The organism is Micromonospora sp. DT63, from assembly GCF_049841615.1.
In the GTDB taxonomy this organism is placed as follows: Bacteria; Actinomycetota; Actinomycetes; order Mycobacteriales; family Micromonosporaceae; genus Micromonospora.
In genome coordinates this window covers 105225-124613 of record NZ_JBNCKQ010000003.1, presented here as the reverse complement: position 1 = coordinate 124613, position 19389 = coordinate 105225, and the positions used below count along the sequence as shown (strand labels likewise).

Annotated in this window: 18 protein-coding genes and 1 pseudogene; 8 read left to right on the top strand and 11 right to left on the bottom strand. The window is 73.6% G+C overall.

The annotated features are described in order from the left end of the window. Positions 1-278: 278 nt before the first annotated feature. Positions 279-749 (bottom strand): annotated as a pseudogene (locus ACLQ27_RS12915) (LppU/SCO3897 family protein); the annotation flags it as partial. A 489-nt stretch (positions 750-1238) separates the two neighbouring features. Here ACLQ27_RS12915 and ACLQ27_RS12910 point away from each other — a divergent pair. After that, a complete protein-coding gene (locus tag ACLQ27_RS12910) occupies positions 1239-2216 on the top strand; it encodes an EamA family transporter (RefSeq protein WP_425866933.1) in 978 nt (325 codons plus the stop codon). Positions 2217-2325: 109 nt separating this feature from the next. Beyond that, on the top strand, positions 2326-2961 hold the full coding sequence (locus ACLQ27_RS12905) for a prepilin peptidase (RefSeq protein WP_425866931.1): 636 nt from the start codon (positions 2326-2328) through the stop codon (positions 2959-2961). Positions 2962-2994: 33 nt separating this feature from the next. On the opposite strand, the gene ACLQ27_RS12900 is transcribed toward ACLQ27_RS12905, so the two are convergent. The 5 genes from ACLQ27_RS12900 to ACLQ27_RS12880 form a co-directional block, all read right to left on the bottom strand. Beyond that, entirely contained in the window at positions 2995-6189 is a 3195-nt protein-coding gene (locus tag ACLQ27_RS12900) for a UvrD-helicase domain-containing protein (protein ID WP_425866930.1), read from the bottom strand. 61 nt (positions 6190-6250) lie between these two features. After that, positions 6251-7501: a metallophosphoesterase gene (locus tag ACLQ27_RS12895; RefSeq protein WP_425866928.1), complete on the bottom strand. Its 1251-nt coding sequence runs from the start codon at positions 7499-7501 to the stop codon at positions 6251-6253. Between the two features lie 13 nt (positions 7502-7514). Next, positions 7515-7769: a MoaD/ThiS family protein gene (locus ACLQ27_RS12890; RefSeq protein ID WP_234582666.1), complete on the bottom strand. Its 255-nt coding sequence runs from the start codon at positions 7767-7769 to the stop codon at positions 7515-7517. Between the two features lie 3 nt (positions 7770-7772). After that, positions 7773-8786 carry a GTP 3',8-cyclase MoaA gene (moaA, locus tag ACLQ27_RS12885; protein ID WP_357491784.1) on the bottom strand — a complete coding sequence of 338 codons (1014 nt, stop codon included), beginning with the start codon at positions 8784-8786 and terminating at the stop codon, positions 7773-7775. Continuing rightward, positions 8783-9697: a fructosamine kinase family protein gene (locus ACLQ27_RS12880; protein ID WP_357491786.1), complete on the bottom strand. Its 915-nt coding sequence runs from the start codon at positions 9695-9697 to the stop codon at positions 8783-8785. Before ACLQ27_RS12880 ends, moaA begins: the two co-directional genes overlap by 4 nt. A gap of 152 nt (positions 9698-9849) precedes the next feature. Between ACLQ27_RS12880 and ACLQ27_RS12875 the strand changes: the two genes are divergently transcribed. Beyond that, positions 9850-10896 (top strand): DUF4192 domain-containing protein, encoded by a 1047-nt coding sequence (locus tag ACLQ27_RS12875; RefSeq protein WP_425866926.1) that lies wholly within the window; start codon positions 9850-9852, stop codon positions 10894-10896. A gap of 129 nt (positions 10897-11025) precedes the next feature. Here the strand turns inward: ACLQ27_RS12875 and fdhD are convergent, their stop codons facing one another. Then, complete coding sequence (fdhD, locus tag ACLQ27_RS12870; RefSeq protein ID WP_357491790.1) at positions 11026-11892, bottom strand: formate dehydrogenase accessory sulfurtransferase FdhD; 867 nt, start codon at positions 11890-11892, stop codon at positions 11026-11028. Between the two features lie 203 nt (positions 11893-12095). Here fdhD and mobA point away from each other — a divergent pair, with 203 nt between their 5' ends. The 3 genes from mobA (at position 12096) to ACLQ27_RS12855 (ending at position 14192) form a co-directional block, all read left to right on the top strand. Then, a complete protein-coding gene (gene mobA, locus ACLQ27_RS12865; RefSeq protein WP_425866924.1) occupies positions 12096-12698 on the top strand; it encodes a molybdenum cofactor guanylyltransferase in 603 nt (200 codons plus the stop codon). Next, entirely contained in the window at positions 12695-12958 is a 264-nt protein-coding gene (locus ACLQ27_RS12860; protein WP_234582654.1) for a DUF6457 domain-containing protein, read from the top strand. The genes mobA and ACLQ27_RS12860 overlap by 4 nt, the downstream gene beginning before the upstream one ends. Before the next feature lie 130 nt (positions 12959-13088). Then, positions 13089-14192, top strand: a complete 1104-nt coding sequence (locus ACLQ27_RS12855; RefSeq protein WP_425866922.1) for a T3SS (YopN, CesT) and YbjN peptide-binding chaperone 1 — start codon at positions 13089-13091, stop codon at positions 14190-14192. On the opposite strand, the gene ACLQ27_RS12850 is transcribed toward ACLQ27_RS12855, so the two are convergent. Further along, a complete protein-coding gene (locus ACLQ27_RS12850) occupies positions 14189-15145 on the bottom strand; it encodes a zinc-binding dehydrogenase (protein WP_425866920.1) in 957 nt (318 codons plus the stop codon). The genes ACLQ27_RS12855 and ACLQ27_RS12850 overlap by 4 nt on opposite strands. Positions 15146-15205: 60 nt before the next feature. Continuing rightward, positions 15206-15667, bottom strand: coding sequence for an Lrp/AsnC family transcriptional regulator (locus tag ACLQ27_RS12845; RefSeq protein WP_234582651.1), 462 nt, complete (start codon positions 15665-15667; stop codon positions 15206-15208). 59 nt (positions 15668-15726) lie between these two features. Here ACLQ27_RS12845 and ddaH point away from each other — a divergent pair, with 59 nt between their 5' ends. After that, positions 15727-16560 carry a dimethylargininase gene (ddaH, locus tag ACLQ27_RS12840; protein ID WP_357491796.1) on the top strand — a complete coding sequence of 278 codons (834 nt, stop codon included), beginning with the start codon at positions 15727-15729 and terminating at the stop codon, positions 16558-16560. A 75-nt stretch (positions 16561-16635) separates the two neighbouring features. Here the strand turns inward: ddaH and ACLQ27_RS12835 are convergent, their stop codons facing one another. Together ACLQ27_RS12835 and ACLQ27_RS12830 are read right to left on the bottom strand one after the other, a co-directional pair. After that, positions 16636-17823: an ABC transporter substrate-binding protein gene (locus ACLQ27_RS12835; RefSeq protein WP_357491798.1), complete on the bottom strand. Its 1188-nt coding sequence runs from the start codon at positions 17821-17823 to the stop codon at positions 16636-16638. A gap of 79 nt (positions 17824-17902) precedes the next feature. Further along, complete coding sequence (locus ACLQ27_RS12830) at positions 17903-18700, bottom strand: alpha/beta hydrolase family protein (RefSeq protein ID WP_425866918.1); 798 nt, start codon at positions 18698-18700, stop codon at positions 17903-17905. A gap of 84 nt (positions 18701-18784) precedes the next feature. On the opposite strand from ACLQ27_RS12830, the gene ACLQ27_RS12825 reads away from it, so the two are divergent. Beyond that, positions 18785-19387 carry a bacterial proteasome activator family protein gene (locus ACLQ27_RS12825; RefSeq protein WP_234582647.1) on the top strand — a complete coding sequence of 201 codons (603 nt, stop codon included), beginning with the start codon at positions 18785-18787 and terminating at the stop codon, positions 19385-19387. Positions 19388-19389: the final 2 nt, after the last annotated feature.

The window sequence follows — 19389 nt, the reverse complement described above, 5'->3', positions numbered from 1 at the left end:
GGCCCGGCGGGTGGGAACGGCCCCGGCGGTGCGTCCCACTCCGAGGGCTGCGGCGGCGGACCCCACTGCGCCGGCTGCGGCGGCGGGCCCCACTGCGGTGGCTGCGGCGGCGGCGCGTCCCACTGCGGTGGCTGCGGTGGCGGCGGGCCCCACTGGGGGACGGTCGGGTCGACCGGGGACGGGCCGTCGGGCCCGATCGGCGGGCGTTGGTACGGGTCGTCCGGCTGCCCGGAACCCGATGGTCCGTAGGTCGTCATCTCATCCCCAGGGGTGGGTGGTCAGCGCTGCTTCAGGCAGAGGACGAAGTCGAGGGTGTCCAGCTCGCTGTCGAAGAAGTACCAGTTGGTGTAGCCCTCGACCTTGGCGCACTTCGCCTCGGCGTCGCGTTCGCCACTGGTCGCGCCGTCGATCCGGCGCAGCACCTCGTACGACTTCGCCGTGCAGCCGCTGATCAGCAGCTTGGGCTTGCCCCCGGCCGTTCCGTCGTTGCGCACACACTGGCCGACCTTGACGAACCGCGGGTCGGCCGACGACTCCGGCGCGGCGGCGCTCGGCACCGGCTCGGCCGGCTCGGTCCCGGCCGCGCTGGGCGCCCCGACACCTGCCGAACCGGTCGGCGCGGCCACCGGTGCGGCAGGGTCATCGGACCGGCCGAGGAACCAGTACGCGCCGCCACCGGCCAGCGCCAGCACCACCACGACGGCCACCACAGCGATCAGCGGCCCTCTGCCGCGTCGGGGCGGGACGGGTGCGGGGTCACCGCCGTACGGGCCGTCGTCGGGCCGGTACGGCTCCCCGCCGTACGGGGGATGCGCCTCGGCCGGCCGGTACGCGCCACCGTACGGCGCCTCGGTCTCCCCGCCGTACCGTCCGCCGCCGTAGGGCGCACCGGACGGCTCAGCCCCGTACGGTGCCCCGCGCTCGCCGCCGTACGAGGGGCCGCCACCGTAGGGCCTCGCCGGTTCGCCGCCGTACGGACCGTCGCCGTAGGACCCGGGGCGCTCCGCAGGGGCGGGCGGGTAGGACGCAACCGTCGGCGGGTAGGGCTCCGGGCCGGACGGGTAGGGCTGCTGCGGCGGCCGGCCGGGCGTCTCGTCGGGCCGTTGCCCACGCCACGGGCCTCGGAAGCCCTCACCCGGTGGTCCGTAGTTCGTCATGCCGCCCTCCTGCACGAGTGGTGAGAGGCCGGCCACCAATGCGCGACGCCGACTCCGAGGTCACCGTAGCGTGGTCCACCGATGAGCTCATCTTCACCGAGCGCCGCCGCCCTGCCCGGCCGCCGCGCCGCCGCCGCGCCCACCCTGGTCTGGACCGCGTTGATCGTGGTCTACCTGCTGTGGGGTTCGACCTATCTGGCCATCCGGGTCGCGGTGGAGACGATGCCGCCGCTGCTGTCGGCCGCCCTGCGGTTCGCCGTCGCCGGCGTCGTGCTGGCGGTGGTGCTGCGGTTGCGCCGAGGGCCGGGCGCGCTTCGCGTGCAGCGTCGGCAGCTCGGCTCCGCCGCGCTTGTCGGTGTGCTCCTGCTCGCCGGTGGCAACGGCCTGGTGGTGCTCGCCGAGTCCGGGCCGCCCGGGGTGGCGGTGCCGTCCGGAATCGCGGCGCTGCTGGTGGCGACCGTGCCGCTGCTCGTGGTCCTGCTGCGCTCCGCCACCGGCGACCGGCCTGGAGTCTGGACGTTCGCGGGGGTCACGTTCGGCTTCGTCGGCCTGGTCCTGCTGGTGCTGCCCGCCGGCAGCGCGGACGCGGTGCCGCTGGTCGGCGCGCTGACGGTGGTGGCGGGAGCCGTCGCGTGGTCGGTCGGGTCGTTCCTGTCCGGACGGATCGGGGTGCCCGCCGACCCGTTCGTCGGCACTGTGTACCAGATGGTGGCCGGCGCGGTGGCGCTGGCAGTTGTCGCCGCCGGCCGGGGCGAGCTGAGCGAGTTCCACCCGGCGGCGGTCAGCACCCGGTCCTGGCTGGCGTTGGGCTACCTCATGGTGGCCGGCTCGCTGGTGGCCTTCACCGCGTACGTCTGGCTGCTGCAGAACGCGCCGATCTCGCTGGTCTCGACGTACGCGTACGTGAACCCTGCGGTCGCGGTGGCGCTCGGGGCGCTGCTGGTGGCCGAGCCGATCACCCCGCGGGTGCTGCTCGGCGGGGCGGTCATCGTCGCCGGGGTGGCGCTTGTGGTGAGCACGGAACGTCCCCGCCGGACGGGCGCGGAACGCTCGCGCTGAACGGGCGCGGAACGCCCGGGTCGGACGGGCCCGGAACGCTCGCGCCGGACAGGCGCGGAACCGCGATCGGGGACGGCGCGGACGGGCGACCGCCGGTAGCGTCCGGCAGATGTCGGCAGCGGTGCTGGTGGGGGTGGCGTTGGTCGGTGGGGTGGTCGGACTCGTCGTACCCCCGGTGGCCCGGCGCTTCACGACCCTGCCGGCGCGGCCTCGACGCGACGCGCGGGCCTGGCTCGGTCCGCCGTTGGCGGCCGCGGTGTTCCTGGGGCTCGCCGTCGCCCAGGGTGACGATCCGGCGCTGCCGGTCCTCCTCGCGGTGGCGGCGGTGGGGTTGGTGCTGGCCGTGGTCGACCTGGCCTGTCTGCGGTTACCCGACCCGATGGTCGCGGCGGCCGGCCTGCTGGCCCTCGGTGGCCTGACCGGCGCGGCCCTGCTGGCCGGCACTCCCGGGCGGTTGGTCGGCGCGCTTGTCGGTGCGGCGGTTTCCGGCGCGGCGCACGTGCTGCTGGCCCTGCTGCCGGGATCCCGGCTCGGCTTCGGGGACGTGAAACTCGCCGCCGTCCTCGGGTTGCCACTGGGCTGGCTGGGCCGCGACGCCCTGCTCACCGGGCTGCTCCTGCCACATCTGCTGCACGGGATCCTGGTCCTCGGCCTGCTGGCGGCGCGCAAGGTCCGCCGCGAAACCCTGCTGCCCCTGGGCCCGGCCCTGCTGGCGGGCACGTGGCTGGCCGCGCTCGTGAGCTGACCCCAGGTCACTGTCGCGCGGGCGGTGGCTCGCTCAGATCAACCGGAGCTGGCGGTCCTTCGGGCGGCGCGGCTCGGTTTCGCCGAACCGCTCGAACAGGCCCGGGTCGATCGTGCCCAGGAACGGCGAGGGTGCGCAGTCACGTTCGGTGCCGTGCCGGGTCCGGCGGGCGGCGTGGCTGACGTACAGCCGGTCCTGCGCCCGGGTCAGGCCGACGAAGAAGAGCCGGCGTTCCTCGGCTACCGCGTCCTCGTCGGGCGTCGAGCCCGGCCAGCGCAGCGGCAGCAGCCCGTCCTCGACGCCGACCAGGAAGACCACCGGGAACTCCAGGCCCTTCGCGGCGTGCAGGGTGAGCAGGGTGACCGCCTCGGCACGCGGGTCGAGCGCGTCCACCTCCGCGCCGGTGGCCAACTGCGACAGGAACGCCTCCAGGTCGTCGCCGCAGCGGCGGGCCAGCGGGGTCAGCAGGTCCACCGCCGAGCGGACGTCGTCGGGGCGGACCGTGCTGCCGGCGCCGTCCAGGGTGGGCACCGCGAAACGCTCGGCGACCACCTGGCCGGCCAGGCGCACCCGGGCGGCCAGCGAGCCGGCCAACCCGTCGGCGTGCCGCAGCTCGCGGGCGATGGACGCCACCCCGGGCCGGTCCCGCAGCCGGTCGTGCGAGCGCTTCTGCACCGGGATGTTGGCCCGGGTCAGGGCGTCCACGATCGGGGCGGCCTGCGCGTCGGTGCGGTACAGCACGGCGATGTCGGAGAACGAGAGCGAGGTGGTCCGGCCGTCGATCCGGCCCGAGTCCAGCGAACGGTGGGACAGGCCGCCGACCAGCTCGTCGACGGTACGCACCACGAAGTCGGCCTCCTCGGCAACCGACGCCGCCGGGTACCGCCCGACCAGTGGGGCTTCCGGGTCGAGTCGGGCCGGGTCCAGCCGCCGGCCCCGCACCAGCGAGGACGGCGCGATGGCCTGCACGGCGGCGGCCAGGATGGGCGCGGACGAGCGGTAGTTGCGGTTGAGCCGGACCAGCCGGGCGTCCGTGAAGTCCTCGGAGAAGCGCAGGAAGTAGCCGACGTCGGCACCCCGGAACGAGTAGATCGCCTGATCCGGGTCACCGATCGCGCAGAGGTTGCCGTCGGCGGGGCTGAGCAGGCGCAGCAGCTCGTACTGCACCTCGTCGACGTCCTGGTACTCGTCGACGAAGATCCACCGCCAGCGGTCCCGGTACCGCTCGACCAGCTTCCGGTCGGCCCGCAGCAGCTCCACCGGGAGGCTCACCAGCTCGTCCAGGTCGACCAGGTCCTGCTTGCGCAGCAGCGCCGTGTAGGCGGCTGTGTCGTCGCCGGCCTCCGACCGCGCCGCCGCCCGCTCGGCGTCATCGGCGATCCGGAAACCGGCCGGCAGGCCCGCCGCGTCGGCGTTCTCCCGCAGGATGGTCAACCCCAGCGCGTGGAACGTGCCCACGGTGACGTCCTCGGCGACCGGGCCGAGCAGACCGTCGAGGCGGTGCCGCAGCTCCTCGGCCGCCCGTCGGGTGAACGTGATCGCGAGGCAGTGCTCGGGAAAGACGTTCAGCTCCGCGCACAGGTACGCGATCCGGTGGGTCAGCGTCCGGGTCTTGCCGGTGCCCGGACCGGCCACGATGAGCAGTGGCCCGCCGGGCGCGGATGCCGCCACCCTTTGCATGGCGTCCAGCCGGTCCAGCAGGCCGGTGCCGACCTCCTCCATGCCGGAGAGCATCGGCTCGAACGGCTCGTGCGGTGACGGTGGCGACGCGATCGGCGGCGCGGGCGCCGGGGCCGGCTTGCGCTTCGGTTCCGCCTTGGCCGCCGCCGGGCGCTTGGCCGTGGCCCTGGCCGCCGGCTCCGCGGGTCGCCGCTGCGCCGGCACGGGTACGTCGAACAGCGTCTCCTGTGCCGTGTCCGCGCCCGTGCCCAGCTCCGCCGGGTCGAACAGGGTGATCACGCCGTACTCGCCGTCGTAACCCGGCACCCGGCGTACGTCGCCACGCCGCAGCCGCCCGATGCCCTCCGCGAGCACGTCGCCGCCGGCCTGCGCGATGTCGGACAACGGCGTCGTGGTCAGGATCTCCAACTCGGGGCCGAGCGCGGCGAGCAGCTCGTTGAGTTTCCCCTCGACCTTCTTCGACCGGGCGCCCACCTTGTTGATCTCACCAAGGATCTCGGCGAGCGGCACCAGATGGGTGACGTCCCGGGCGTGCGCCGGGCGGTGCCCGTCGGGTCGGTCGGCCAGCTCCTCGATGCGGCTGAGCACGCCCACGGTGAGCGGCTTGCCGCACTCGGGGCAGAGCCCTCCGGCGGCCCGGGTCCGCTCGGGGGACCAGTTGACCCCGCAGAGCCGGTGTCCGTCCGCGTGGTACTTGCCCTCCTCCGGGAAGAACTCGATGGTGCCGGCCAGGCCGTCACCGGTGCGCAGCGCCTCCCGGACGGCGAAGTAGTCCCGCTCGGCGGTCAGCACGGTGGCCTCCCGGCCCAGGGCCGGCGGCGAGTGCGCGTCCGAGTTGGAGACCAGTTGGTAGCCGTCGAGGCTGCCGACGCGCCAGTTCATCGCCGGGTCGGACGAGAGGCCGGTCTCCACGGCGAAGATGTGCTCGGCCAGGTCGGCGTAACAGTCGGCGATCGCGTCGAAGCCGGACTTCGAGCCGAGCGCCGAGAACCACGGCGTCCAGATGTGCGCCGGGACGAGATAACCGTCCGGGCTCGCCTCCAGGGTGATCTCCAGCAGATCCCGCGAGTCCAGGCCGAGGATCGGCCGGCCGTCGGAGCCGAGGTTGCCGATCCGGCCGAGCGCGGTGTTGAACCGCGCCACCGCTTCCAGATCGGGGAGGTAGATGAGGTGGTGCACCTTGCGGGTCCGGTCGTCCCGCTTGTAGATGGTGGAGATCTCCACGCTCAGCATGAACCGGACCGCGTCGGCGTCGCTAGTGCCGGCGAGTCGCGGCGGCAGTCGGCGGGCGATGTCGCGCTCCGCCTCCGGGGCGAGCCGGTAGAGCCCGGGCTCGGCCGGGCGCAGCGTCTCGGTCAGGTGGTCGTACCAGGCGGGGTGGGTGAAGTCGCCGGTGCCGAGCAGGGCGATGCCCTTGCGCCGCGCCCACCAGCCGAGGGTCGGCAACGTCAGGTCACGGCTGCACGCGCGCGAATACTTCGAGTGGATGTGCAGGTCCGCGACGAAGGGCGAACGGCCACCGGGGGGTACGGCGCTGAACGGGGGCACGCCGCATCCTGTCACGCCCGCCGCGCGGCCCGCCTTCCGCCACGCGCGGACGTGACGTCCGCTATGCCGAGCGCAGCTCCACGAGGCTGATCTGCGGCTTGGCGCCCACCCGCACCGGCGGGCCCCAGAAACCGGCGCCGTTGGTCACGTAGACCTTCGTGCCGTCGACCTCGCCGAGGCCGCTGACCACCGGCTGCTGAAGCTTGACGACCAGGTTGAACGGCACCACCTGCCCGCCGTGGGTGTGCCCGGAGAGCTGCAGGTCGACGCCGTAGCTGGCCGCCTGCTTCGCGGCGAGGGGCTGGTGGGCGAGCAGGACGACCGGGCGGCTCGGATCGCGGTCACCGAGGGCGGCGGCGAAGTCCGGACCGGCGGCGAGGCCGGTGCCCGCCGGGTCCGCGTTCAGGTCGTTCACGCCGGCCAGGTCGAGCACACCGCCCCGGGCCTGGATCTCCTGACGACGGTTCTGCAGCACCCGTAGGCCGAGACGGTCCACCTCCTGGACCCACTCCTCCACGCCGGAGTAGTACTCATGGTTGCCGGTGACGAAGAAGTTGCCGTACCGGGAGCGCAGGTCGCGAAGCGGCGCGGCGGCCGGCCCCAGTTCGGCGACCGAGCCGTCGACCAGGTCACCGACGACCGCGACCAGGTCCGCGTCGAGACGGTTGATCGCGGCGACGATCCGCTCGGTGTGCGCCCGCCCGCGCAGCGGGCCGAGGTGGATGTCCGAGACGGTGGCGATGCGCAGGCCGTCCATGCTGCGCGGGAGTTTGCGCAGGGGGATCTGCACCCGGTCGAGTTGGGGCGGGCCGAGTGCCGTGCGGACGCCGTACCCCGTGATGCCGGTGGCGGTGAGGCCGGCGAAGATGGCGGCTCCGCGGGCCAGCAGCAGACGGCGGGCCGGGTCGTGGTCCGGTGTCGCGACGGCGCCGGTGGCCGGCGGATCGGCGGGCCCGGCGGCCCCGACGAGAACCGGCTCGGGCGCGGCGGTGGTCGGCTCGGCGGCGGTCACCCGGCGGCGCAGCACCATCCGGACGACAAGCATCGGCACTTCCAGCACGACGAGCGTGACCAGCAGGTAGAACATCACCGCGAGCCACAGGTAGCCGGGCCAGGCGAGCCAGTACAGGCCGGCCTGCGTGCCGACGAGGGTGGCCGGCACGAGCACCGCCAGCACCAGGGCGACGATCCCGCCGACCCGCCGCCAGCGACCCGGCGTGGTGGTGTCCCGGATGAGACGCTTCCAGAGGTAGAGATGGATCAGGCCGGTGACCAGCGCCAGGACGCCCATGAACCCCAGAACCGCCAACATGTGTGCGCCCCCCTCAGCCGCCCGCGAACGGGGGCAGGACATCGATCGTGGCCCCGCCCGGCAGGGGTGCCCGACGATCATGACAGGCGACGCCGTCCACGAGGAAACTGGCCACCCGCAGCACGGCGGCGAGCCGGTCACCGTGGCGCTGGGCCAGCTCGGTGGTGAGGTCGTCGAGTGACCGGCCTGCGGCGGTGACCTCCTCGGCGCGGCCGGCTGCGGCGCGCGCGCCGGCGAAGTAGCGGACGGTCAGCGGTCTCGGCTGCACGGGTCAGCCCCCGATCGCGGACATCGGCCGGGTCGGCTGGAGGAAGGTGGGGTCGTCGATGCCGTGCCCGGCGCGCTTGCCCCACATCGCGGTGCGCCACCGCTGTGCCACCTCGTCGTCGGTCGCGCCGTCGCGCAGCGCCGCCCGCAGGTCGGATTCCTCGGTGGCGAACAGGCAGGCGCGGATCTGGCCGTCAGCTGTCAGCCGGGTGCGGTCGCAGTCGCCGCAGAAGGGCCGGGTCACGCTGGCGATCACGCCGACCCGGGCCGGGCCGCCGTCGACCAGCCAGGTCTCCGCCGGTGCCGCGCCGCGTTCGGCCGGGTCAGGGCTGAGATCGAAACGGGTACGCAGGGAGGTCAGGATCTCCTCGGCGGTGACCATCGTGCTGCGGTCCCAGCCGTGCTGCGCGTCCAGCGGCATCTGCTCGATGATCCGCAGCTGGTAGCCGTGGTCGAGCGCGAAGCGGAGCAGGGCCGGCGCCTCGTCCTCGTTGACACCGCGCATCAACACAGAGTTGATCTTCACGGGGTTGAGCCCGGCGGCAGCCGCCCCGGCGAGCCCCGCCAGCACCGCGTCGAGGCGGGGACGGCGGGTGAGCTGGGTGAACCGGGCCGGGTCCAGCGTGTCCAGCGAGACGTTCACCCGGTCCAGGCCGGCCGTACGCAGCGCGGGCGCCAACCGGTCCAGGCCGATGCCGTTCGTGGTGAGCGAGACCCGTGGGCGGGGGTCGAGCGCGGCGACCGCTGCCACGATGCCGAGCAGCCCGGGCCGGATCAGCGGCTCCCCACCGGTGAACCGCACCTCGGTCACACCGAGCCGCTCGACGGCCACCCGGACCAGCCGGATGATCTCCTCGTCGGTGAGCAGCTCCGGCCCGGCCAACCAGGGCAGCCCCTCGGCCGGCATGCAGTACGTACACCGCAGGTTGCACTTGTCGGTGAGGGACACGCGCAGATCCCGTGCGACCCGGCCGTACCGGTCGACGAGGACGCCGTCGGTTCGTGGGGCGACACTCACCGGTCGACCGTAGCGCGCTCGACGCTGCCCAGGGCGGCTCGGGCGAGTTCGATGACCGCATCGCGGTAACCCGCGCCGAACAGCGCGGTGTGCACGAGCAGCAGGTGCAGCTGGTGCAGCGGCACCCGGTCGCGCCAACCGTCGGCCAGCGGCCAGCTCTCCCGGTAGGCGGCAAGCACCCGATCGGTGTGCGCGACGCCGCCGAACAGCGCCAGTTGGGCGAGGTCGGTCTCGCGGTGCCCGCCGTGCGCCGCCGGGTCGATCAGCCAGGCCCGCTCGTCGACGCCCCACAGCACGTTGCCCGGCCACAGGTCGCCGTGGATCCGGGAGGGCGGCTCGTCCCCGCCGAACTCGTCGACCCGGCCGATCACCTGCTCGACCAGCGCGGCGTCGGCGCTGCTGAGCGCACCGCCGTCGACCGACAGCCGCAGGTAGGGGGCGAGCCGGCGTCGTGCGAACCACGTCGACCAGGGACCGTCGTCGGGCGTGTTGTCCTGCCCGAGCGCCCCGATGAAGCCGGTCCACTCCGCACCGAAGGTCGGTGCGCCGGCCCGGTGCAGGGCCGCCAGCTCCCGACCGAGGCGTTCGGCAGCCGCCGGCGTCGGCTCGCCGGGCTCCACCCAGTCGAGCGCCAGCAGGTCGGGCAACGCCACGATCACCTCGGGTACGCCTATCGCGTCGGCCTCCCGCAGCCAGCGCAGCCCGGCGGCCTCGGCGGCGAAGAAGCCCTCGGGCACCGGCCGGTCGGCCCGCTCCGGCCAGGACTTGGCGAAGACCGAGTGACCGTCGTCCAGGGTGAGGCGGGCGGCGGCGCAGATGTCTCCCCCGGCGACCGGCGTCTCGCGGAGTCGCTGATGGGTCCGGAACGTCGGCAGGTGTGCCGGATGAGCGCGCAGGTACGCCAGGTCCATCAGCGCACGGTAGCCGCCGCCCATGACACGGCGGTGTCGTGTGCGCACATCAGAACGCGTCCACCTGCGGCAATACGTTCGGTAACTGTGGATAAGCCGCGTGTCATCCACAGGGTCTGGAAGCCTCCGCAGGCCGGACGCAGCCTTCCTGCATGACCTCGACCGAACGCGCGAAGCTCTCCGTCCGCTCGCCCGCCGACCTGATCGCCGCCGTGCCGTACCTGCTCGGCTTCCATCCCGCCGACAGCGTGGTCGCGGTCGCGCTGCGCGGCCGGCAGATCATCTTCGCCGCCCGCGCCGACCTGCCCGAACCGTCCACGGACGCGGTCGACCGTGCCCGACACCTGGCCGGAGTGATCTCTCGACAGGGCGCCGACGCGGCCACCGTCGTGGGCTACGGACCACCCGACCGGGTGACGCCGAGCGTGGACGCCGTACGCGCCGCCCTGACCGGCGCCGGCCTGGACGTGCTCGACGCGCTGCGGGTGACCGACGGCCGGTGGTGGTCGTACCTGTGCACCGAGGCCGACTGCTGCCCGCCCGAGGGCCGGCGCTACGACCCGACGGCCAACCCGGTGACCGCGTCGGCCGTGTTCGCCGGTCAGGTCGCCCTCCCCGACCGGGCGGCCCTCGTGGCGCAGGTGTCGCCGGTGGACGGCCCGGCCCGCGACGCGCTGCACGCGGCCACCGTGCGGGCGGAACGGCGACTGGTCGAGCTGGTCGAGCAGGCGCCCGCCAGTGACCTGCTCGGCGGGCGGGCGCTGCGTACCGCCGGGGTGGCGGCGGTCCGCGAGGCGCAACGCCGGCAGCGGCGCGGTGAGCGCCTCGACGACGACGAGGTGGCCTGGTTGAGCATGCTGCTGAGTCACCTGCCGGTGCGCGATCACGCCTGGGAGCGCACCGACGGTCGTGACCGGGACATCGCCCTCTGGACCGACGTGTTCCGCCGGGCCGAGCCGGAGCTGACCGCCGCGCCGGGCGCGCTGCTGGCCTTCGCGGCCTGGCGGGCGGGGCAGGGGGCGCTGGCGGCGGTCGCGCTGGAGCGCACGCTGAGCCTGCACCCCGATTACTCGCTGGCAGTGCTCCTGGACGACCTGCTCCGACGCGGTGTGCCGCCCTCCGAGCTGGACGGCTGGCCGTCGGTCGGGATGCCGGGGGTGGTCCGCCCCCGCAAGCGGAGCCGACGTGGTCGCCGCTGACCCGCGCGCGACCGGTCCCCACCAGCAAAGGCCCCCCGTGAGAGGTGATCGACTGCAGGTCGGCGACGTGGGGGTGTCTGGACGTCTGGATGGCCCAACATCGGCGATGTGGTGTGGATCATCGCCGCGTCAGGCCGGCTGGTCGACAGTGATCCGCTGCGGGCCGGCGTAGACATTCATGGTTCGGCCGCGCAGGAAGCCGACAAGCGTCATGCCCGCCTCCTCGGCCAGCTCGACGGCGAGGGTGCTCGGCGCGGACACCGCGGCCAGCAGCGGCAGGCCCGCCATCCACGCCTTCTGGGTCAGCTCGAAGCTGGCCCGGCCGGACACCAGCAGCAGGTGCCCGGTCAACGGCAGCCGGCGTTCCCGCACGGCCCAGCCGATCACCTTGTCCACGGCGTTGTGCCGGCCCACGTCCTCGCGGAGCACCACCAGCTCCCCGGCCGGGCTGAACAGGCCCGCCGCGTGCAGCCCGCCGGTGCGGTCGAAACCGCGCTGGGCGGCCCGCAGCCGGTCGGGCAGTTCGGCGAGGAGCGCGGCCGGCACGGTGAGCGGGTCCGCCGTGACGTCGAACAGCGACCGCGTCCGGATCGCGTCGATGCTCGCCTTGCCGCACACCCCGCAGGAACTGGTCGTGTAGAAGTTCCGGGATGGATCGGTGGTCGGTTCCGGCACGCCGGGGGCGAGCACCACGTCCACCACGTTGTACGTGTTCGGCGTCTCCGCGCCCGCGCAGAGCTGGGCGGTCAGCACATCGTCGGTCGAGCGGATCAGCCCCTCGGTCAGCAGAAACCCGATCGCCAGGTCCAGGTCGTCGCCGGGGGTGCGCATGGTGACGGCGAGCGGCTTTCGCCGGCCCGGGCCGGCCGCGCCGACCCGGATCTCCAGCGGCTCCTCCACGGCCAGGGTGTCCGGCCGGCGGACGGCCGCCCGCCCCTCGGCCGCCGCGTCCAGGTCGATCCGCAGTACGCCCCGTCGGTCAGTCGCCCGTCCCATCCCGCCATCCTGCACCCCGGCCCGGCACACCCGCACGGCCGCCGGTCATCCGGCACCCGGCAGGGCTCCGCCGGGCACCGGCCACCGGCAAGGCCCCGCCGGGCACCGTGACCGGCCGACCAGCATCGCGGAGCGCGCGCCGCCACCGGAGCACCGGGCAGCGCGCGCCGGCACCGGGCACCCGGCCCGGATACCGTGACCGGATGGGGACGTACGCCGCCGTGGTGCTCGCGGGTGGGGCCGCCCGACGGATGGGCGGGGTGGACAAGCCCGCGCTCCCGGTCGGTGGCCGGTCGATGCGTGACCGGGTGCTGGCCGCCGTGGACGATGCCGCGCCGCGCGTGCTGGTCGGCCCGGGTGACGGTGTCGCGGACGGGGTGCGGGTCACCCGGGAGGACCCGCCCGGCGGCGGGCCGGTCGCCGCGACGGCGGCGGGGCTGGCACTGCTCGATCCCGGCACGACGCTTGTCGCGCTGCTCGCCGCAGACCTCCCACTGCTCACCCGTACCGCGATCGGCGACCTGCTGACCCACCTCGACCGGGAGCGATCGGTCGAGGGGGTGTGCTTCGTCGATGCGGACGGCCGGCGGCAGTCGCTCTGCGGGGTGTGGCGTGTCGCCGCGCTTCGGGCCGGGCTGGCCCGGCTGGCCGCCGAGCGGGGCGGCAACCTGGCGGGTGCTCCGGTACGGGCGCTGCTGGCCGGTCTCGCCGTCGGGGAGGTGCCGTGGGCCGGTGACGGTCCGCCGCCGTGGTTCGACTGCGACACTGACGAGGACGTACGCCGGGCGGAGGAGTGGGTGCGATGACGGTGCTGGACGACTGGGTCACGGCAGCCTGTGCCGAGGTGGGTCTGGACCCGACCGAGGTGCCCGTGTCGGCGGTGCTGGACCTGGCCCGCGATGTCGCCCACCAGGTGTTGCGGCCGGGGGCGCCGGTCACCGCGTACCTGCTCGGACTGGCTGTCGGCAGGGGTGCCGACCCGGCGGACGCCGCGGCCCGGCTCAGCGCCCTCGCGGCCGACTGGCCGGTCCGGTTGGGCGCCGATCCCGACGACCCCACCTCCTGACCCGCCCACCGCCGCGCCCCCGCGACCAGGCCGTCTCCACGACGCGAGGACTGTGGTGTCCGATCCCGGTCCGGGCTGATTCGACGCCCGGACGGCGTGGGTAGGGTGATCGGGACGGACGGAGGCGATCATGACGGCTGACCACCCCTCGGCGCCGGACGGTGAGCCCGACGGCACATCCGAGCCGGCGGAGTCGATCCTGCTCGACGAGCCCAGCACCACCGACCTGCGCGCCAAGGTGACGGAGGCGTGGCGGGAGTTCGCCCGGATGCTCGCCGTGCGGCTGCGGGAGTTGCCCGCCGGCGCGCACCTCGAACTGACCCTCGACCCCACCGCCTCCGGTACGGGGGACGCCGTCTACTCGATCAGCGTCGACGTGACCGGCGACGGCGGGCTCTCCGCTCGGGCCGTCGGCAACGCCGCCCTGCCGCAGGGCTACCGGCTGGACCGTGCCGCGGTGGCGGACATGGTGGCGCTGGGCTGGTCCCCGCCCGGGGTGGTGGCCGGCTCCGGCGGCTCGTTCGGGCTGGACGGTACGACGGCGGAGGCCGGTCGGATCGCCCCGCTGCTGTCCCGCACGCTGCGCGACGTGTACGGCGCCCCGCACCCGGCTTTCCTCGTCTACCTGGTGCACGACGCCGAGGGTGAGCCGTTGACTGTGGGGCCGCTGGGCACCGCGCGCAGCGAGTTCGGGCCGGACGCCGACGTCGAGGGTGACCTGCAGGAGGCGTTGGCCGAGGCGGCCGCCGCGCAGGTCGAGCGGGACGACGTGCTCGATCTGGCGGATCGCGTCCGTACCGTCGTGTCGACGATGCTGAAGTCCGACGCCGAGCGGTTGCAGATCGACTCGGACGGCGACATCACCATCCGGGCCGGCTCGGCGATGGTCTTCGTGCGGGTGCGGGACGATCCATCCCTGGTGGACGTCTTCTCGCCGGTGCTCACCGAGGTCGAGCCGACCGAACGGCTCTACGTCAAGCTGTCGGAGCTGACCAACCGGATGCCGATCGGTCGCCTCTACTGCGCCGACGACACGGTCTGGGCGTCCATCCCGGTCTTCGGCCGCAACTTCCAGGCCACCCACCTCATGCTGGCGGTGCAGGTGATGACCGGCCTCGCCGACGAGCTGGACGACCGCCTGCACGGCGAGTTCGGTGGCAAGCGGTTCTTCGGTGAGGGCGACAAGCCGGTCCGGCGCGACGAGTCCGAGCACCGCACCGGCATGTACCTCTAGAGCACGTCCAGCAGGGTCTTGCCGACCGTCGCGCGCGCCTCGATGGCGGCGTGCGCGTCGGCGGCGCGTTCCAGCGGAAAGCGCTGGCCGATCAGCGGCCGGAGCTGGCCGGCCGCCGCGTCCGCGAGCGCCTGATCGGTGTACGCCCGCATGCGTGCGGGCGGCACGTCGGTGCGGACCAGCGTGATCTGGCGGGCTGCGGCGTCCTTGGCCGAGACCGGCGACCACGCACCGCTGGCCAACCCGAAGCTGACCATCCGGCCACCCGGGTCCAGCAGTTCGAACGCCGTCCGGGCGGTCGGCCCGCCGACGCCGTCGAACACCACGTCGACTCCACCCATGGTGTGCCGGACCTGGTCGGCCCAGCCCGGGAGGCGGTAGTCGACCGCCAGGTCGGCGCCGAGGCCGGGCAGCAGGTCCACCTTGCGTGCGCCGCCGGCCACACCGATCACCCGTGCGCCGGCGCGCGCCGCGAGCTGCACGAGCAGGCTGCCCACGCCGCCCGCCGCCGCCTCCACCAGCACCCGGTCGCCGGGTTGGACGCCGGCCGCCTCGACCAGCAGGGTGGCGGTCCGTCCGTCGGCCAGCAGGGCCACCGCGTCGTCGAGCGCCAGCCCGGTCGGCACCTCGAAGGGCGCGGACGCGTCCACCACCGCCCGTTCGGCGTACCCGCCGGAGCCACCGGTGGCGCTGACGACCCGGCGCCCGGTCAGCGCCGGGTCGACGTCCGGCCCGACGGCGGCGATCACCCCACCGACGCCGTTGCCGGGGATCAGCGGTGGGGTGACCTGGTACGGCCCGGGTCGACCGGAGCGTAGCTGCGTCTCGATGAAGGTGATGTTCGCGTGCGCGACGTCGATCAGCACCTGGCCGGGGCCGGGCGTCGGGTCCGGCGCCGGCCCGGGCGTCAGCACCTCGGGACCGCCGAATTCACGTAACCAGATCGCCCGCATGGAGTCCCCCTCGTGTCGTGCCAGGCCGCCACGAGTCCAACACCTGAACCGCGCTTGAGGTCAAGCCCCGGTGGACGGCCCGACGCCGGGGGACTCGACCAGCCGGGACAGCACGATGGTGCTGCGGGTGGACGTCACGAACGACTCGGCGCGCAGCCGTTCCAGTGCCGTCTCCAGGTGGGCGATGTCGGCGGCCCGCAGGTGCACCAGCGCGTCCGCCTCGCCGGAGACGGTGTACGCGCCGACCACCTCCGGGTGCCGGCGGACGGCCACGCCGATCTGCGCCGGGGTGGTCCGACCGGCGCAGAACAGCTCGACGAACGCCTCGGTGGTCCAGCCGACGGCCGCCGGGTCCACGACAGCGGTGAATCCCCTGATCACCCCCGTGGCGCGCAGTCGGTCCACCCGGCGCTTGACCGCGGGGGCGGAGAGTGACACCCGGGTGCCGATGTCGGCGTACGACGCGCGGGCGTCGGCGACAAGCAACGCAATGATCCGCTGGTCAACGGCGTCTATCTGCAACGTTCCGCCTCTGGGAAGCAATGGTTGTGGCTGTTACCAAAGTTCAACGGTACCTACTCTTGGTGACCGTGAACCAGCAGCGAGTCTCGCGAAAGCGGACATATCTCTTGTGCTCGCCCGAGCACTTCGCGGTCGAGTACGCGATCAATCCGTGGATGGACGTGACCACTTCCGTGGACCGGGAACTGGCCGTCAAACAGTGGGACCGCCTGCGCGAGACGCTGGTCGGCCTCGGCCACGAGGTGCACCTGCTCACGCCGGAGCCCGGCCTGCCCGACATGGTGTACGCCGCCAACGGCGCCTTCGTGGTCGACGGCAGCGTCTACGGGGCACGGTTCAAGCACGAGCAGCGGGCCGGCGAGGCCGCCGCGCACCACGCGTTCTACGAGGAGCAGGGCTGGCGGTTCGTCGCGCCGAGCGAGACCAACGAGGGTGAGGGTGACTTCGCGTACGTGCCGGAGGCGCACGGCGGGCTCATCCTGGCCGGGCACGGTTTCCGCACCGAGATCCCGGCGCACGCCGAGGCGCAGGAGGCGCTGGGCCGGCCGGTCGTGTCGCTGCGCCTGATCGACCCCCGCTTCTACCACCTGGACGTGGCGCTCGCCGCTCTCGACGACACGAACGTCGTCTACTTCCCGGGCGCGTTCTCCGCGGCCAGTCAGCGGGTGCTCACCCAGCTCTTCCCGGACGCGGTGATCGCCGACGACGAGGACGCGATGGCCTTCGGACTGAACCTGGTCAGCGACGGCGCGAACGTGGTGCTCAACAGCGAGGCCACCCGGCTGGCCGGCAAGCTCAAGGCCGCCGGCTACAACCCGGTGCCGGTCGATTTGGCCGAGCTGAAGAAGGGCGGCGGCAGCGTGAAGTGCTGCATCGCCGAACTGCGGCACTGACCCGAACACTGCCGCGTACGGCAGGGGCCGGCCTCCCGTCGGAGGCCGGCCCCTGCTGTTGCTTCTGGTGGGCGTTCAGCCGAGCGTGGCCAACTCGTTGATCAGCACGTTCGACATGACCTGACCGTCGCGCTGGACCTCGCGCAGGTACCACTTCTGCTGCGGGGTACGCGGCTGGTTGAACTGCCAGATGCCGCGCGGGCTGTCGATCTGGCCGATCTTGCCGAGCGCCAGGTTGACCTGCTGCGGGGTGGGCGACCCGCCGGTCAGCTGGATCGCCTGGTCGAGCACCTGCGCCGCGTCGTACGACGCCATCGCGTAGGTGGTCGGCGTGGTCTGGTGCTTCTTGCGGTAGGCGGAGGCGAAGACGCGGTTCGACGTGTTGTTCAGGTCGGCCGAGTAGTTCAGCGCGGTCTGGATGCCCAGCGCGTCCCGGTCCAGGCTCTCCAGCACGGTGCCCTCGGTGAGGAAGCCGGGCGCGTAGACGGGCCCGGTGAACTGGTCGCGCAGTTGCTTGATGAATTCCACGGCGGCCGAGCCGGCGAAGAAGCAGAAGACGGCGGTCGGCTTCTTGCGTAGTGCCTTCTCGATGTCCGCCACGTAGGTGGCCTTGCCCGGCGTCGTGGTCGGGCTGGTGTAGGTCACCGGGTCGGCGATGCGCGCGTCGGAGGTGCCGAACTCCTGCCGGAAGCCCCGCACCACGTCCGGGCTGCCCACGTTCTCCGGCACGATGATCGCGATCCGGCCGTTCGTCGGTAGCTGGTCGCGCAGGTAACGGCCCAGCGCCCGGCCGGCCTCGTCCAGCACGTACGAGGTACGCCAGATGTAGACGACGCTCTGCAGGCTGCTCGGCGAGGCGTTCGAGCCGATGAGCGGGACCCGGGCCTCCTCCACGGTGTCGCGGATGCCGACCATCACCGCCGAGTTGACCACGCCGGTGAGCGCCAGCACGTTCTGCTTGAGCAGTTGGTCGACGGCGGCCTTGCCGGTCTTGGCGTTGTCACCCTCGTCGGCGGTCAGCAGCTCGACCGGATGCCCGCCCAGTTGCTGACCGTGCAGGTCGAGGAAGAGCTGGAAGCCGTTGGTGATGTCGTCGCCGATGGACTTGAAGCCGCCGGCCTTCGGTGCGATCAGACCGATCCTGATCGGGCTCTTGGCGGCGGCCGGCTTGCCGTCGGTGTCGGAGCCGCACGCGGCGGCGAACCCGGCCGTTCCGAGCGCGCCCAACAGTTGGAGCGCCCGCCTGCGATTCATCTGCGACACCGAGTTCCTTCCAGGAGCGTTGCAGGGCAGAACATCGCCCCTCCGGCGTTCTACCTGCTCCGCGACGCTGCGTCAATGGCTAGTGATCATCGTGCAGGGACCGCAACACAGCGAGCACCCGGGGCCACGCCGCAGACTCCGGGTCGATCAGCCCGAAATGCTCACATCCGGGCAGCTCGACAAGGGAAATATCGGATCCTGCGGCACGAGCCGCCGCGACGAAGTCCCGGCTCATCGCCACCGGCACCTGCAGGTCCGCAGAGCCGTGTACGACTACCGTGCGTGTTCGTATCGGTACCAACGATCGTGGATCGCCCGCCGCGTACCGGTCCGGGAAGTCGTGTGGGCCGCCGCCGAGCAGCGCCGCCACCGCACCCGAGTCCAGATCCAGCCGGTGCGCTGCCGCGAGATCGGCCACCGGGGCCAGGGCGAGCACCCCGCTCACCGTCGACGGCGCGGTGGCCGCCGCGTACAGCGCCAGGTGGCCACCGGCGGAGTGACCGATGAGGATCGGCGCGGCCCCACTGACCCGACCGGGCAGCGCCTCGGTGGCCAGCCCCGGCAGGGCCGCGATGCCGGCCAGCGCGTCGGTGAACGTGCCCGGCCAGCCGCCGCCCGGCTGCCCCGTACGCCGGTATTCAACCTGCGCCACCGGGTAGCCCTCGGCGGCGAGCGCGGCGGCCAGCGGGCCGGTGTGCCGGCGGTCGTACTCGGCCCGCCAGAAACCGCCGTGCACCACGACGACCAGGGGCCGGGCCGGGCCGACCCCGGCCGGGCGGCGCAGGTCGGCCACCTGGTCCGGGTGGTCGCCGTACGCCACCGTCAGGTCCGGCTCGGGCGCGGGCCGGGTCAGCACGGCGCGTGGGTCGGCAGGCATGGCGCGACCGTAGCGCGCCCCGCCCGGGTGGTTCGGCCCTGGGAGTCGGTCCCGGGCGGCATGGGCCGCGCCCACTGGGTAAAGATGGACCCCATGACCGAAGCGCGCTCCGCTGAGCAGAACGACCAGCCCGGCCCCGACGACTCCGGCCACTCCGGCACCGTGGTGGTGGTCGGTCCGGACGGCCGGCCGATCGGCACCATGCAGACCGACGAGGGCCAGGGCGAGGACCCGACCCGCCTGGTAGAGCAGCCGGCCAAGGTGATGCGGATCGGCAGCATGATCAAGCAGTTGCTGGAGGAGGTCAAGGCGGCCCCGCTGGACGACGCCAGCCGGCACCGCATGCGCGAGATCCACGAGCGGTCCATCGTCGAGCTCAAGGAGGGTCTGGCCCCCGAGCTGCGCGACGAGCTGGAGCGGATCTCGCTGCCCTTCACCGAGGACAAGGCCCCGAGCGAGAGCGAGCTGCGCATCGCGCACGCCCAGCTCGTCGGCTGGCTGGAGGGCCTGTTCCACGGCATCCAGGCGGCCCTGGTCGCCCAGCAGATGGCCGCGCGGGTCCAGCTGGAGCAGATGCGCGGCGGGCGGCAGGCGCTGCCCAGCGGCCCCGGCGGCGTGGTGCCCGGGATGCCGGGCATCGGCCAGCCGGGCGGCGGTGAGGGCCACAACACCGGCCAATACCTCTGACC

Excerpts from the sequence above, each read along its gene's own strand:
- ACLQ27_RS12910 (WP_425866933.1), top strand. The coding sequence starts at position 1,239 with ATGAGCTCATCTTCACCGAGCGCCGCCGCCCTGCCCGGCCGCCGCGCC.
- ACLQ27_RS12905 (WP_425866931.1), top strand. The coding sequence starts at position 2,326 with ATGTCGGCAGCGGTGCTGGTGGGGGTGGCGTTGGTCGGTGGGGTGGTC.
- ACLQ27_RS12895 (WP_425866928.1), bottom strand. The coding sequence starts at position 7,501 with ATGTTGGCGGTTCTGGGGTTCATGGGCGTCCTGGCGCTGGTCACCGGC.
- ACLQ27_RS12880 (WP_357491786.1), bottom strand. The coding sequence starts at position 9,697 with ATGGACCTGGCGTACCTGCGCGCTCATCCGGCACACCTGCCGACGTTC.
- ACLQ27_RS12875 (WP_425866926.1), top strand. The coding sequence starts at position 9,850 with ATGACCTCGACCGAACGCGCGAAGCTCTCCGTCCGCTCGCCCGCCGAC.
- fdhD (WP_357491790.1), bottom strand. The coding sequence starts at position 11,892 with ATGGGACGGGCGACTGACCGACGGGGCGTACTGCGGATCGACCTGGAC.
- mobA (WP_425866924.1), top strand. The coding sequence starts at position 12,096 with ATGGGGACGTACGCCGCCGTGGTGCTCGCGGGTGGGGCCGCCCGACGG.
- ACLQ27_RS12860 (WP_234582654.1), top strand. The coding sequence starts at position 12,695 with ATGACGGTGCTGGACGACTGGGTCACGGCAGCCTGTGCCGAGGTGGGT.
- ACLQ27_RS12855 (WP_425866922.1), top strand. The coding sequence starts at position 13,089 with ATGACGGCTGACCACCCCTCGGCGCCGGACGGTGAGCCCGACGGCACA.
- ACLQ27_RS12850 (WP_425866920.1), bottom strand. The coding sequence starts at position 15,145 with ATGCGGGCGATCTGGTTACGTGAATTCGGCGGTCCCGAGGTGCTGACG.
- ACLQ27_RS12830 (WP_425866918.1), bottom strand. The coding sequence starts at position 18,700 with ATGCCTGCCGACCCACGCGCCGTGCTGACCCGGCCCGCGCCCGAGCCG.
- ACLQ27_RS12825 (WP_234582647.1), top strand. The coding sequence starts at position 18,785 with ATGGACCCCATGACCGAAGCGCGCTCCGCTGAGCAGAACGACCAGCCC.